Annotated in this window: 15 protein-coding genes; 6 read left to right on the top strand and 9 right to left on the bottom strand. The window is 45.3% G+C overall.

What is annotated here, in order from left to right; translation table 11 throughout:
- Positions 1-141: 141 nt before the first annotated feature.
- The 3 genes from WCO51_02835 to WCO51_02825 are packed head-to-tail and all read left to right on the top strand — an operon-like array spanning position 142 to position 3,601.
- Entirely contained in the window at positions 142-1,224 is a 1,083-nt protein-coding gene (locus WCO51_02835) for a Gfo/Idh/MocA family oxidoreductase (protein MEI6512192.1), read from the top strand.
- Between the two features lie 12 nt (positions 1,225-1,236).
- Positions 1,237-2,598 (top strand): MFS transporter, encoded by a 1,362-nt coding sequence (locus WCO51_02830; protein MEI6512191.1) that lies wholly within the window; start codon positions 1,237-1,239, stop codon positions 2,596-2,598.
- Positions 2,591-3,601: a sodium:calcium antiporter gene (locus tag WCO51_02825; protein ID MEI6512190.1), complete on the top strand. Its 1,011-nt coding sequence runs from the start codon at positions 2,591-2,593 to the stop codon at positions 3,599-3,601. Before WCO51_02830 ends, WCO51_02825 begins: the two co-directional genes overlap by 8 nt.
- A gap of 61 nt (positions 3,602-3,662) precedes the next feature.
- Here the strand turns inward: WCO51_02825 and WCO51_02820 are convergent, their stop codons facing one another.
- The 9 genes from WCO51_02820 to WCO51_02780 form a co-directional block, all read right to left on the bottom strand.
- Positions 3,663-4,589 (bottom strand): type II secretion system F family protein, encoded by a 927-nt coding sequence (locus WCO51_02820; protein MEI6512189.1) that lies wholly within the window; start codon positions 4,587-4,589, stop codon positions 3,663-3,665.
- A 10-nt stretch (positions 4,590-4,599) separates the two neighbouring features.
- Positions 4,600-5,559: a type II secretion system F family protein gene (locus tag WCO51_02815; protein MEI6512188.1), complete on the bottom strand. Its 960-nt coding sequence runs from the start codon at positions 5,557-5,559 to the stop codon at positions 4,600-4,602.
- Position 5,560: 1 nt separating this feature from the next.
- Positions 5,561-6,913, bottom strand: a complete 1,353-nt coding sequence (locus WCO51_02810; protein MEI6512187.1) for a CpaF family protein — start codon at positions 6,911-6,913, stop codon at positions 5,561-5,563.
- A 1-nt stretch (position 6,914) separates the two neighbouring features.
- A complete protein-coding gene (locus WCO51_02805) occupies positions 6,915-8,093 on the bottom strand; it encodes an AAA family ATPase (GenBank protein MEI6512186.1) in 1,179 nt (392 codons plus the stop codon).
- A 28-nt stretch (positions 8,094-8,121) separates the two neighbouring features.
- A complete protein-coding gene (locus tag WCO51_02800; GenBank protein ID MEI6512185.1) occupies positions 8,122-9,843 on the bottom strand; it encodes a pilus assembly protein N-terminal domain-containing protein in 1,722 nt (573 codons plus the stop codon).
- 131 nt (positions 9,844-9,974) lie between these two features.
- Positions 9,975-10,859 carry a Flp pilus assembly protein CpaB gene (gene cpaB, locus WCO51_02795; GenBank protein MEI6512184.1) on the bottom strand — a complete coding sequence of 295 codons (885 nt, stop codon included), beginning with the start codon at positions 10,857-10,859 and terminating at the stop codon, positions 9,975-9,977.
- A 341-nt stretch (positions 10,860-11,200) separates the two neighbouring features.
- Entirely contained in the window at positions 11,201-11,581 is a 381-nt protein-coding gene (locus WCO51_02790) for a TadE/TadG family type IV pilus assembly protein (protein MEI6512183.1), read from the bottom strand.
- A gap of 104 nt (positions 11,582-11,685) precedes the next feature.
- Positions 11,686-11,850: a Flp family type IVb pilin gene (locus tag WCO51_02785; protein MEI6512182.1), complete on the bottom strand. Its 165-nt coding sequence runs from the start codon at positions 11,848-11,850 to the stop codon at positions 11,686-11,688.
- A 33-nt stretch (positions 11,851-11,883) separates the two neighbouring features.
- A complete protein-coding gene (locus tag WCO51_02780; protein MEI6512181.1) occupies positions 11,884-12,387 on the bottom strand; it encodes an A24 family peptidase in 504 nt (167 codons plus the stop codon).
- 764 nt (positions 12,388-13,151) lie between these two features.
- Between WCO51_02780 and hypA the strand changes: the two genes are divergently transcribed.
- The 3 genes from hypA to WCO51_02765 form a co-directional block, all read left to right on the top strand.
- The gene (gene hypA / locus WCO51_02775) at positions 13,152-13,493 is read left to right on the top strand and encodes a hydrogenase maturation nickel metallochaperone HypA (GenBank protein ID MEI6512180.1); all 342 of its coding nucleotides are present in this window, start codon (positions 13,152-13,154) and stop codon (positions 13,491-13,493) included.
- Position 13,494: 1 nt separating this feature from the next.
- Positions 13,495-14,193, top strand: coding sequence for a hydrogenase nickel incorporation protein HypB (gene hypB / locus WCO51_02770; protein MEI6512179.1), 699 nt, complete (start codon positions 13,495-13,497; stop codon positions 14,191-14,193).
- Positions 14,183-14,554: acylphosphatase (locus WCO51_02765; GenBank protein MEI6512178.1), on the top strand; the 372-nt coding region annotated here is incomplete at its 3' end. The genes hypB and WCO51_02765, both read left to right, overlap by 11 nt.

Here is a 14,554-nt window from a genome sequence, read left to right as displayed (position 1 = left end):
GTATACGGTAAGTATACCGTGACAAAACCTGGCTGACTAGTTCGTTTTACCTAAAACATCTCTGAGCTCTTACTTCGGGTCTAGCCAAATTAAAAGATGGGTATAATATCGAAAGTATATCTACGTGAAGGAGTTCTGCAGATGTCGAAAGCTAAAAAGAAATTAGGAATTGGAATAATAGGATCGGGCGGTATCGCCCAAAACGCCCATATGCCGGGGTACGCCAAACTACCCGAAAAGTGTAAGATTATCGCAATATCCGATATTAACGCTGATAGCGCGAAAGAGGCCGCTGAAAAATTTAACGTAAAGCACGTGTTTTCTGATTATCAAGAAATGCTAAAGATGGATGAAATCGATGCCATAAGCGTCTGTACACCCAACTTTTTACATATGCAACCGACTATCGACGCATTGAAAGCCGGCAAGGACGTACTTTGTGAGAAGCCGTTAGCCAGAACTGGTGAAGAAGCTCGCAAAATGGTCCAAGTCGCTAAAGATACCAAAAGGTTGCTTCAAGTCGGTCTTCACTATCGATTTACTTCAACAGCAAAATTTATTCATAAATATGTTAGTGAAGGACGCATGGGCGACATCTATTTTGCTCGCGCACAAGCCCTTCGACGACGTGGTATCCCCGGTTGGGGAGTTTTCATTGATAAAGACAAGCAGGGTGGCGGGCCTCTCATCGATATCGGCGTCCACATCCTTGACTATACTTTGTACTGTATGGGATATCCTAAAGCCGTATCCGCTAGCGGTATGACTTATCAAAAGTTCGGTAAACGTGGAGATGTTGTTGGCCTCATGGGCCAGTGGGACTATAAGAAATTCACAGTTGAAGACTTTGCAGTTGGTATGATTCGTTTTGATAACGGCGCAACTGTAATCCTCGAATCCAGCTTCTGCGCCAACATCAGCAAGGATGTTTTCGCAACTGAGCTTATGGGAACCAAGAGCGGTGTTTATTCCGTTCCCGGCGATCCCAGCCAACTCAAAATTGCTACCGAAGACAACATGCAACTCTACAATATGGAACCATGTGGTCTCGGTGAGTCGAACCAATATAGCGATGAAATTGCGGCTTTTGTCGACTCAATACTTGAGGGGAAACCCTCACAAGTCCCAGGCGAACAAGGCTTCATGTTGAATGCCATCTTTGATGCCATTTACAAGTCCACAGAGACAGGGCGAGAAGAGCTAATTGATCTCACCATCAAATAATGGCTTTAACCAATGTCAGTAACTAAAATGGCGCCAGATAAACTGCCACCACGGCAAGAAGATAGTCCAGTAAGTGCGTCGCCGGAGCGTATTCGGCGACGCATCATGGTGTCTCTTATGGCCATGGCAGCATGCGCTGAGCTTGGCTATGCCACCCTGAACATCTCTTGCATGCCCGTGTTTCTCACCAAAACTATTGGCTACCCTGCAGGCACCATGGCGCTCATCGTCGGTGTGTATTTTCTTTCGGAAGCCCTATTTAAGTCGCCTATGGGGCATTTAAGTGATCGTTTTGGTCGAAAGCTGTTTTTGGTTGGCGGTCCAGCCATTTCAATTTTCACTTCCCTGCTGACACTTCTTGTTGGTTATGCCCGTTTACATATGGGTTTAGATTTAGCTTCCCTTGCATTCATCTTTGCAGCATTAAGAGCTTTGGACGGTTTGGGAGCAGGAATGTTGTGGCCGGTAGCGTTTGCGACAATGGGTGAAGCGGTACCAACTCGCCAACGTGCCAGCGCAATGAGTTTACTGAACGTTACTTACATGCTCGGAATTGCTTTTGGTCCACTGATTGGCGGAACGGTTAACCACTTATTCCATTCCGACTACGCTTCCTTTTATGCATCAGCGTTCCTGTTTAGCGTTGCCGTTATTGTAGGCTTGAGTATTCTTCCGAGCAATAAATCACTGGCTCATCTCAGAAGCGTGAGCGATGAGTCACATCCGCTGGCAGAGTTGGAAAGTTCGATTAGTATAAAAGCGCTACTTGAAAATGCGCGGCGAATACCAAAATATATTGCTCTCTCGTTTATAACTTATTTTGCAATAGGTATTCCGGTACTTGTGGTCAAACTCTTTGCGCTGGATGAGTATCATTTATCTGAAATTCAGTTCGGCGCTCTCGTAATGCCGCCTGCTATTGCAATGGCGGTATTAAGTGTCCCTGTTGGAAAGTTAGCCGATAAACTAGGCCGAGCATTGTCTATGCAGATTGGCTTAGGTGTCGGCGCTCTGGGAATGTGGGCGATATCTCTTATTCCTAACACAACCGTTGTTCTTATTGTCGCTTGCTTTATCGGTCTTGGATTTTTAATTTCACTTCCTGCTTGGTTAGCGGCTATTAGTGAAGTTGATCCTCGACGGCGCGGAGCCTATTTAGGAGCTGTAATGGCATGCCAGGGAATTGGGTTTTTACTTGGAAGTCTAGTCGGTGGGTTCCTTTACAGTAATACGTTTATCCATTGGTCAATGCTTCCATGGATTAATGACCACTATGCGCCATTCCTAGCTTGTGCGGCTTCGCTTACTATTGCCTTTGTTATGAGCCTTTTCTTTATGAAAACACCTGACATACAAAAGGGTGAAAATGCTTGACATCCTTCTACTGCTCATTAGTCTTTTCATCATTCTCTTCGGTTGTCACCTTTTTACTCAGGGCGTAGAGTGGATTGGAAGAAAGTTTAACTTAGGTGAAGGCGCTGTCGGCAGTGTCTTGGCCGGTGTAGGTACAGCTATGCCTGAAACTCTTATTCCAATCGTCGCATTTATTTCTGCAAAAGGCAGCAATACAGCTTCGGAAATCGGCATTGGAGCAATTCTAGGCGCTCCTTTGTTGTTAGCTACGTTAGCATTCTTTCTCACTGGCCTTTCAGTTATCATCTTTAGTAGAAAAGGACGCCGAAAACCAACGATGAACGTCGATCACGTTGTATTGGGACGTGATTTGAAGTTCTTTTTCATTGTTTACCTGCTAGCAATTTCTGTTTCCTGGTTTCATTTCCTGCCCCTTATCCGATGGATAGTTGCTTTCAGCTTGGTTCTTCTTTATTTGATCTACATCCGTATCACATTCTCGCATCGAGGCACAAAAACTGAAATCGAAGAGGATAGTTTAGATCCGCTGTTTATGTTCAAACGCCATGATGATCCTCATAAACATTATGTCTTTCTACAGACTGCGGTAGGTTTAGCTTTGATTATCGTTGGAGCCAAGATATTTGTATCAGGAGTTGAACATCTCGCACTGATCCTTCACCTACCGGCTTTCATCCTCGCGCTTATTATTGCTCCCATTGCAACAGAGTTGCCTGAAAAGATGAACTCAATTTTATGGGTTCGGCAAGGAAAAGATACGCTTGCTTTGGGCAATATCAGTGGCGCGATGGTCTTCCAAAGCAGTGTTGTGCCGGCGGTAGGGATAATTTGCACTGAATGGATATTAAATACTGAAGCGTTAGTAAGCGCCGGGGCTGCGTTATTGGCGGCAGGTGTTGTTTGGCTTCAGTTGAAAGTTAAAGGGCGTGTCACTCCCAGCAGCCTAATGTTCGGCGGTCTCGTCTACGTAATCTACCTCACATGGGTTCTCTTCGGACGTTAATAGCTTCATCGAATATTATATTGAACACTTACTGATTTGATAACGCTATTAGCGACACCTATCACTTTCCCATTATGCCTAGGGCTTTGCCTATTTGGATTACTGCTGGACCTAGTAGAACAGCAAAAATAGCTGGAAATATACAGAAAATTAATGGGAAAAGTAATTTGACGGGGAGTTTGGCTGCATTTTCTCGGGTTCGGAGGTTTCTTGATACACGCATGTTATCGGCTTGAACCCGCAGCACCTGCACAATACTTGCGCCAAGCATATCCGCTTGTCTGATAGCAGCGGTAAAAGTGATTAATTCAGGAAGCTTGGCACGTGAAGCCATAGACTTCATCGCATCAACCCTCGACCTCCCAATAGCAATATCCTGAAGCACACGATTGAACTCATATGCCAAGGGGCCTTCTGTGCGCGCTACGTACTTTGCCATGGCAGCATCGAAACCAACCCCAGCCTCAGCACATACGACCAATAGGTCCAAACTGTTAGGAAGAGCCTTGCGAATTAACCGGTAGCGATCCTGAATAGCTGAATGCAGAACAAAATCAGGAATAGCATAACCGATTATGAAAGCGCATATCAAAATTACAGTCTTCTGCAAAGGTGGCTCATTGAGTAGAATAACAATACCTATACCGGCAAGCATACACACAATGACTGATAACGCTTTAATACCTATGAACTCAAGCGGCTGTAAGTGCCAAGGATGGCCCGCTTGCTCGAGTTTTTCGGCGATGGATGCCGTATTGGTAGGCATGAGTTTTGATAGACCAACCATCAACTTCCGTAGAGCAGGACCTACAAAGCGTCCGAAAAAGGGAGTGGCTAATTCAGGTACAACCTTTCTGATGTCCTCATCCAGAGATAATCTGAGAGCATTTACCCTGTCATTAATAATAGCTTGCTCGCTCTTCATTGCGATACCAATAACCAACAAAAAAACCGTTGTCAAACACAGGATGAAGATAATTATCGTCATAATAGCTCCCCTAAAAGTCCAAAACCAACATTTTATTAATAATGATAGCGCCTAGCACCTGCATACCGATAGCAATTAGGATGATCATATTTCCGAGGGGATCGGTGAGAAGCGGCTTGAGGTAACTCGGATTTACAAGGGAAATGACAACTGCCAGACCAATCGGTAGCAGTACCAAAACTGCGCCCGATATCTTACCCTCAGCAGTAAGTGCTGCTACCTCCCCCTCTATGCGAATCCTCTCGCGTATTGTTTCAGAAATCTTGTCAATTATTTCGGACAAATTGCCGCCGGTCTGCTGTTGGATAATAATTGCCGTAATCACTAACTGCAAATCGTAGCTTGGAACTCTTGTTCCCATACGCAAAAGGGCTGTATCAGTTTGGAGACCAACACTCGTTTCGTTGTTAAAGCGGCGAAATTCTTCCGCTATTGGATCTGGTAACTCCTCAGCAACCAACATCATCGCTCTTTGGAAGCTGAAACCGCTACGGATAGCTGAACTCATCAGTGATAAAGCATCTGGGATCTGCCGGTTGAATGTCACCAAACGCCGCGCTTCCATTGCTTTCAAATAATAGTAAGGACATACCAAACCAACAAATATACCAAGTAATTGTGCTCCGATATTCCTAGTGAACAATGTAGACAATAACGCTAGGAACAGTGCTAAGCCGAACACGAAACCCACATATTCGCTCGGACGTAGCTTCACCCCTGACCGCAATAACTGCATAAGAAGTCTATCGGTATATGTCTTGCCGGCAATAAACTTGGCTAAGGTGGGAAACCTTTCCTCTTCAGAGACCACCGCATCTGCTTCTTCATCAGCCGGCAGGACAAACTTGCCCTTTAAGTAAGCCATTCGTTGTCGTACTCGAATCCGTTGAAAATACGTGCGATCAATAATGAGATAAACGAGATATATCAGAACGGTTATACCTAGGGTCATTAAGGCAACAAATAGCATCTCATCTCCTCCCATGTGTCTCCAGCCGGAACACATCCGTTGGCAATTCAATACCATCTTCGGCTAGTTTACGCATAAATTGTGGTCTTAAACCTGTAGCTTTATGTTCTCCTATAATCTTGCCATCAGCAGATACACCTTGCCGCTCGAAAATAAAGATTTCCTGCATTACGATGATATCGCCTTCCATACCCTGAACCTCAGCTATTGACGTAACCTTTCTTGTCCCGTCCCTAAGACGGTCCTGATGAACGATGAGATCAGTAGCGGAAGCAATCTGCTCGCGGATTGCCCGCGAGGGCAATTCTGTTCCCGCCATCAGCACCATTGTTTCAAGTCGGGAAAGGGCGTCTCTTGGACTGTTGGTGTGAAGGGTTGAGATGGAGCCTTCGTGCCCGGTGTTCATCGCCTGAAGCATATCGAGCGCTTCCCCACCTCTAACCTCACCCACGATTATGCGGTCCGGCCGCATTCTGAGCGAGTTTCTTACTAGCTGCCTTATAGTTACTTCCCCACGCCCTTCCAAATTCGGCGGGCGGCTCTCTAACCGCACTACATGGTCTTGCTGCATTTGAAGTTCCGCCGCATCTTCGATGGTAACAATACGCTCATTATTTGGGATAAAGGAACTAAGGACATTAAGTGTGGTGGTCTTGCCGCTCCCCGTCCCTCCTGTAACCAAAATCGTTATCTTGGCTTCAACGCAGGCCTTAAGGAATTGGATCATCTCTGGTGAAAACGTGCCAAAAGCGATAAGATTATCCGCTTCATAGGGCACTCTTGCAAATTTACGGACTGTAAGCATGGGGCCATCAACTGCAAGGGGGCGAATAATCGCATTGACACGAGAACCATCAGGAAGTCTGGCATCTACCATAGGCGAGCCTTCATCAATCCGTCGTCCCAGCGGCATAATGATACGCTCAATTATCCGCAGCACATGAGCGTCATCTTTAAATACTTTGTCCGTGAGGCTTAACTTGCCGTCGCGTTCTACATATATCTTGTTCGGTCCATTGACCATTATCTCAGTAATCGTTGGATCATCAAGGAGCGGTTGGATTGGGCCAAAACCAGAGATTTCCGCTACCGCTTCGTTTTCTATTTGGCGACATAGCTTAAGAGGAAGGAAAAGACCCTCCTCTTTCATTATGCTCGTTAGAACATCTTTCGCTCGACTAAGTTTCTGGTCAGAAGTAAGCCTTTGAAGTTCATCAGCTTCAACCTGATCCATTATCTGGCTGTGAACACGAGAAATGAGTTCTACGATCTCATTCGGAGTAAATGCTTGTGCTGCTGTAGCATTCGGCTCAAGAGAATGTTTTCCGTCTTTTCCATTTATGTCGTTGTTCATGTCAATCCTTCCGCACAGAGTTTTCTTGAATAATCTCGCTTGTAATGCTTTCGACTACGTCTGCCATGGGGCTTTTTGAATAGGCGACCATAAAAGGTACTCCCTGATTGATTGACTTAACCAGCCTTCGGTCGTTTGGAACCTTAGCTGCAAAGGGTCGCCCCAGGACGCTCTCAGCATCGCTCAAGCGAAGATCGTCGTATTTAGAAACTCGGTTGGCAATAACAGAAACCCTATCTGCCGACACATAATCGCCTACCACTTTATCCAATAGCTCTCTTGCATTCCTTAAAGTCGGCAAGTCGAACATATTCGTAATAACAAAAAGTCGGTTACAGTTAGCCAATACGTAGAGAGTGGTTGCATGCAAAACGGGCGGTAGATCTACAACAATATAGGTGTAGCCTTGCTTTAGAGCGTAGATTGTGCTTTCCACCTGTTCTGCGCTAACGGCATCGATTGCTTTAGGAATAAGCGACGACACCAGCACCTTTAACCCTGTGTCCTCTTGAGTTACCATGCAACTTTCAAGTGTTTCCAGATCAATCTCATTCGTAACAGCGGTCACATCGGACAGACATCTTTGCGGCTTCAGGTCAAGCATGGTCGACACATCGCCGAACTGGGTGTAGAGATCGAACAGCACCACCTTGCCTTTATACTTTTTAGCAAGACAAGCGGAGATGCTCGCAGCCATGGTGGTCTTTCCAATGCCTCCCTTGCCGCCTGTGACGACTATTAGCTTAGGGATCTGAGTAGGGTCGGTCGCGGCTTGATATTGGGGGGTATCAAGCCGCTTATTGATTGAGATCACGGACTCTAATGTTTTGAGTAAGACCGGAGCATCATACGGGTAAGGCACATAGGCGCGAAGACCTGCTTTCATCGCCTCCTGCAGAAACTGGGCATCCGGTTGACCATTTCCAAGCAGTACGGTACGTACTTCTGGTACTGCCAAACTAATCATCTCGGACGCTTCCAGCCCATTAAAAATCGGCAGGTCGGCGTTTACAAGCGCAATGTCCGGTTTGAGCATTACCGATAGCTGCACAGCTTCTTGCCCGTCAATGGCAGAACCTGTGACTTCGTACTCTCCAAATTCGAGTACAAGCCTACGTAAATGGTCGCGTAATTCGCGATCTTTCGCAGCTATCAATACTCGCACTTTGCCCTTCCGCATTACTATCACTAACTCCTAACACCACAGACTATTTGTCTGCTTTGATAACTGACTCCGTTGAACTGTTTTCTACTGTAGTAGGGGTAACCATTATAACCAGCTCCGTCTCGTTCTTAAGGAAACGTGTACTCTTGAAGAGTTCGCCGATGACAGGGATATCGCCTAGTAGTGGTACTTTGGAAACAGCCTTTGCATCCTCACTGGAAATCAGTCCGCCAATTATCAATGTCTGGCCAGCCATTACATGAACCGTGGTCGTAGCACGCCTTGTTCGAATGGCAGGGATTAATATGCTGCTGGTCTTGATACCATTTGCGAAGTCTAGGCTGCTTACCTCAGGAGTAAGGGTTAATAGAATGCGGTTACCTGGCATAATCTTTGGCCGAACGGCAAGTTGAATACCAAAGGTCTTGAATTGAATTGAAATCTCACCAGCTTGCTGAGACATTGGAATGGGGAATTCACCGCCGACTAGAATATTAGCGGAGTGGCCGTCAGCTATCAGAATCCTTGGTTGGGAGAGTATTTTAGCGGCATTATCATCCACTAAAGCGGTAACCTGGGCAGAAAGTCCTGATCGAGAGAAGGACCCAGCCTCATCCGATGGCACTATTTCTCTATCCTCAAACAATGAGAAGAGCGGTGAGGCGATGCCTCCAACAAAGGAAGACCATTCAACCCCAAGCTGCTTGAGCATGCCTTTATTAATTTCGATCACCTGAACATTTACCAGAACCTGCGTAGCAAGCGCTGGGTTGATTTCAAGCATCACAACCACGCGCGGACCATTTAGAATACGTCCGCCAAAAACTTTTCGAGTGAATGAAAATTCATCTTTAACCACCACATCACCAGACTGAGATTCTCTCGCGAAAGTGCGGTTCTGATCAACTGAATCAGGAAGTGCCTCTTGGGAACCCGTAGAGTTATTATTTGTCTGGATTGCACCCGGAAGGGGTTCGGGACTTCCGATCCATGCACGGATAACATCTTGTACCTGAAGAGCCTTATCAATCGATACTAACGTACCGTGAATATAAACGGTTTTATCCGGTAATACTTCATAGGTTAAATCCTCATTCGGTAAAGCGGCCTTCAACGACGCTATAAAATTTTCAACTGATACAGTTTCGACCGTAATCAGATTCAATACTTTCGCGCTGTATGTTCCGGCAATTTTGGCTGCCTTGGAGGAATCGTCATTCGTCGGCGCGGTTCCGCTGAGAATGATTGTATCACCGGCAATCTTCACAAAAATGGTTGAAATCCCAATCTGCTTTTCAAGATCAGCAGAGAGTTCCTCAGGGCTGAGGGGCGGCTTGGTAACCGTAACTTTATAAGTTGCCACACCTTGTGCATCCCACACTCGTATCGTAGTAACGCCGACCATCTTGGCATTGACCAAAATCTCAGAGGTGGATACTGGGACGATATCCACTATAGTTGGGTCGCTTACTGAAGTACGGGTAATATTGCGGCCTTTGAGCACTTCCGATTCCCCAGGCATGATTGTTAAATTGCTGGTGCGATCGACAGTATTCTTTGCGTTGATTGTTGGTGTTAACACCGGTTTATATAACATTTGCATGAGTTGTAAAGCCACAGTGTTTCTTTGAAAAGATTGACTGATAGACATCAACGGTTTCTGCTCTACACCTGAGATTTTGGAAGCATTAACCGAAATAGTAGTTGAAAACATCGCACATATGATGACAAGCGTCATCCAGCCATACTTAGATTGAAAACGCATTTTATCCATCCTTTCCTTCCGAGTAACCCGGTCTTCTTGACCGGATTACTAATGTATAGGGATTATATAATCCTATACAGCCCTTCCTAAAACAACTTCGTTGTCAGGAATAGCTGTATAGTTAACTGATACTATTTATTTTTCGTGTTGCCCTTAACGATTACCCTCGTAATTTCTTTACCACTTATAACTTCAATACTGGTCTGGGGTTTGATCTTTGGCGGTGCAGGTGGTTTTGTAACATTAACAGGTCTATTTGAGACCAATATGGACTGCGAGGGCTTTTGAGTCTCCGGCGCAATTGAAGATTCGTTGTTCATTGTTGCGCCTGAATTATTAACCATCGTTTGATCGCCAGCGGACCGCAATATAAGCCTTAGTTTGCCTTTAGCTTCCGATAAAGCTAAAATTTCTGCCTGGCGTGGAGTTACAAGAAGAGTAGCTGTGTCATTAGGAGTAATCTCCGGCTTACGGCCTTCTTTACTCATGCTCTCATCTTGAAGCTTTGACCCCAACGCAAGGAGTTGCACGTTCTGAATCACTGTCTTAGCCACTGTATAGTCCTGGCGTTCGAAAGTAGCTATGACATCAACATGATCTCCAGCTTTGGGGAAACCTGCTACGCCAGTGACTGGCGTGATGCCGATCGTAGCGGCGCGCATATTTGGAGGAATTGTATATGACAACCCGAGTTCAAGTCCCTTAACGTCAATACTGCTTTGGCTAATGGCGGTGTTACTGCTCAAATGAACCATTGCGACCTTACCCGCAACATCCTCAATTTTTGTAAAAGCATCTTTTGGGATTTCGGAGTGGGGCAAGTTTTTAATCACAAGCATGCGTGCATCAATAATTGTTCGCGGCTCAATATCCTGAACCGCCACCACTACATCCGCTCTAAGCTCATTTTGTTTGAATTCCATATTCTTGATGTACTTATACACCAGCAAGCTAGTCACAAGTCCCAAAACAAGCGCCACAACTAGGACCGCTTTCTTAGTCGTATTACTTTGCATTTACATTCTCCTTCAAAAAAAGTTAAAAAATTTTACTTGACCAAACAAAGAGTCATTTTAAGGGTAATAGCACCGTAATTAAGCATAACCCCCCACCCAAGCGAGCAGTGACAAAATGACTTTTAAACTCGCCGCCGAACGCTTCTTTGCAGAAAAAACAATAACCCAACAACCTTTATAATACCATTTTAAGTCAGCGGTAATTGAAAACCAAACTTATCACAACTCTTGGATATTGTTTACAGCTAAATGCTTCCCATACCGACAACGGCAACCAGCAAGAATAGCAACAAAAATGAAACCGCGCCGTTTATTCTATTAAACATCTAATGGGTTAAAATCTACTCTCGCCGCATTACCATTGATGAGTTAAGTGTTATCGTACTACCCCAGACAATTGGCGTATGCGGGTAGGACAGTGTAATCTTAACCTGCTCACCAGGTGTACTGGGATTAACAAGGTAGGTCACACTCACTGTGTTAGGGTTTTTAATACCATAGCTTGTTGCCAGATCAATGATAACCGGCGGTTTGCCAACGGCGTATGATCTTGCCGCCTCGCGCGCAATTTGATTGAGGGCGAGCGAGTCTTTTATCGCTGACCCCAGCTCAATCATCCCAAAAACCATTAAGATCAGTATTGGTATAACGAAAGCGGCCTCTACAAGCACAGCCCCACGCCTGCGATGCGATCGCGATATCTTATTATGACGTGCTTCCATGTCGTCGCCTCTCTGTATCGGTTTTATCTTAGAGTACTAGCGGGCGGGGTTGCCGCCCGCTAGTGTACAGCATTAAAGAACGGTCGTATTACCGTCTTTGTTTCCTACTTGAGACTAGCATCAACTGCAGTGAACTTAGCATTGAGGTCTGTTCCAATAAGGGTAACAACGCCAATAACGACTACAGCAATTAACGCGAGCATTAAACCGTACTCGACCATCGTTGCGCCCTCTTCGTCTTTGAGAATGTTTCTCATTTTGTTCAACATGTTCTGCTCCTTGTTCTGTATTAGTTTTCTAGGCTATCGCGGCAGGAATACTGCCACTACTGTACCCACAGCGATCGCTATGGAATAAGGCATTTTAATCCCGGTTCGGACCCCATCCAACGAACCAGCGCCGAAAATCATTTTGAGCCATATAAAATTTGCAATTCGTTTTGCCATATCACCGGCCATACGTCGATGCATTAGATAGAAAATCGATAGCAACCCACCCGCTAATGCCGTACACAATAAGCTATCTCTCACCAGCGCCATTCCGCCAAGCGAACCTACAGCCATAAGAAGCTTGGTATCTCCCCAACCAAACGGGCCAAAGGTTTTTAACACCAGTGATGCCAGCAACATGACCCCGATTGCTTCCAGGCTAGATAAAGCATAACTGCTTCCGCCTTCAGCATAATGAACTAACGGCCCGATGGCGATTGCAGGTAAAGTCAGCCAATTCTTAATCTTGCCGTATCGAACATCTGTTACGACAGCGATTATCAAGACTGCGATTAACAATATCTGACTGACTAACACTACTCATACCACCCTTCAATATTCTTTATTGATCTCTTGAAATCTATTTTAAGTTTCGAACTAAAACAAACCTAATTTTCAGTACGCTTAAAAGTTCCGTTTCGTCGCTTGCTAATAGAGAATAAGATCAATTTAAAATTAAATTTTTCTTCAGTAATCTAAGATATGCACAAATCGTGCCAATAAAGATTTAGCTTCCCAATCAGATGCCGTATTTAAACGACAGCCCGTATAGGACGTAGTAGTAAGAATGGAACTTGGATCAAACACCAGTTGCTCGTTGGGTTCTTTAACAATAACTGGGTTGGAAGTTAACGCAAATCGATTGGACAGATAAGAATTGTCCAATCCCGTCTTATAACATTTACCAACTATGAAATCACTCATATTCCACCCTGGAGCACTAAACTCCGGCCATCCCTGGGCCACATTCTATTGTTAATGCCTAACCGCCAAACAGTATCTCTCAATATTCCTTTACGAGAAGACATACAGTACTAATTCCCATTTTAACATGCAATTCGCTATTTGAGACAAATTAATTGATTTTCTAGTAATTTCACTGTTCTAAACATGAGAATCATCACAGAACAAGCCAGACACCAGCATCACACGATGTTATCACTACAATAGTATTAAGCAAATATGATCTAGTTCTTCCTTATATCAAATACTATTCTTTCATTATTAATCTAATCCGTGAAGATCTACCGCTTTTCAAATTCCGTCTGCATTATTAGCTTTGCTTAAGGTAAAATTTTTGTATGCACGAAGTCGGATTGATGGAAAGCGCGCTTGAAATTGTGTTTGATAACGCAAAGCATCAGAACGCAACGCGAATACACAAAGTAGGGATGAAAGTGGGCGCATTATCAGGGGTAGTACCTGATGCTTTGGAGTTCGCTTTCGAGGCTCTCGTGCGAAATACTATCGCGGCTGATGCCGTACTAGAGATAGAACTAATCCCCGTCACATGCTATTGTCCTAATTGTAATAGCGAGTTTGAGCCTGGTGAGTTCAGTTATGAATGTCCGCAATGCGGCAAGCCCACTGGTGAGCTTCGCCAGGGGCAGGAACTACAACTCACCCACATCGAGGTGTCATAGAGTGTCTGAGCAAATGGGCCATCGAGTCCTTCGAATAGAGGAAGCCGTTCTTGGGAAGAATGATCAGCTAGCCGAACGCAACCGCGCTCGGTTCAAAAGCGATGGGGTGTTCGTGCTGAATGTGCTTTCCTCCCCAGGCTCTGGCAAAACTACTTTTCTCGAAAGAATGCTCACAGACCTGAATGGCAAGCTGCAGATGGGAGTGATTGTCGGCGATTTAGAGACCGATAACGATGCCAAACGCCTTCGTGACAAAGGCGCCCCTGTAACCCAAATCACTACCGGCGGTATCTGTCACCTCGATGCAGATATGGTGTCCAAAGCTTATGAAACGCTTACCCCGCGACCTTCTGATTTACTTATTATCGAGAATGTAGGCAATCTGGTCTGCCCCGCTTCTTATGATTTAGGCGAAGATATGCGGATGGTAATGCTTTCTGTCACCGAGGGTGAGGACAAACCTCTGAAATACCCAGTTGTTTTTCATTCGGCGCAGGTAGTAATCGTCAGCAAAGTTGACATCGCCGAAGTTTGCGGATTTGATCGAGATGCAGCTTTAACGAATATTCGACGCGTAGCGCCGAAAGCGACCATTTTCGAGTTGTCAGCGCGTACCGGACTAGGCATGGATGATTGGTACACCTATCTAAAGGAAAAGCTCCCTGAACAGCGGAAGGCAGGGTCAGTGAATGATGGGTGAGAAACAAATTGAGCGATTGCGAGCAGTTGTTCACGGCGCCGTTCAAGGTGTCGGCATGCGTCCTTATGTTTACCGCCTCGCTACCGAAATGGGACTTCCCGGCTGGGTCAATAACTCCTGCCAAGGCCTTTTTATCGAGGTAGAAGGTGAGCGCACGGTTCTAGACACCTTCATGGAGCGCTTCAAAAACGAAGTTCCCCCACGAGCACTTATTCATAACATCGAAACCCTCTACTTCAAACCCGAAGGCTTAACCACCTTCGAAATCAGGCACAGCGAGGCAGAGGGTCAAATCTCAACAATAATTCTTCCCGACATCGCCACCTGCAATGATTGTCTAAAAGAAGTGCTCGACCCGAAC

Source organism: bacterium (assembly GCA_037131655.1).
Lineage (GTDB): Bacteria > Armatimonadota > Fimbriimonadia > Fimbriimonadales > JBAXQP01 > JBAXQP01.
The sequence above is the reverse complement of the archived record's forward strand: the minus strand, read 5'-3'. Positions and strand labels throughout refer to the sequence as shown.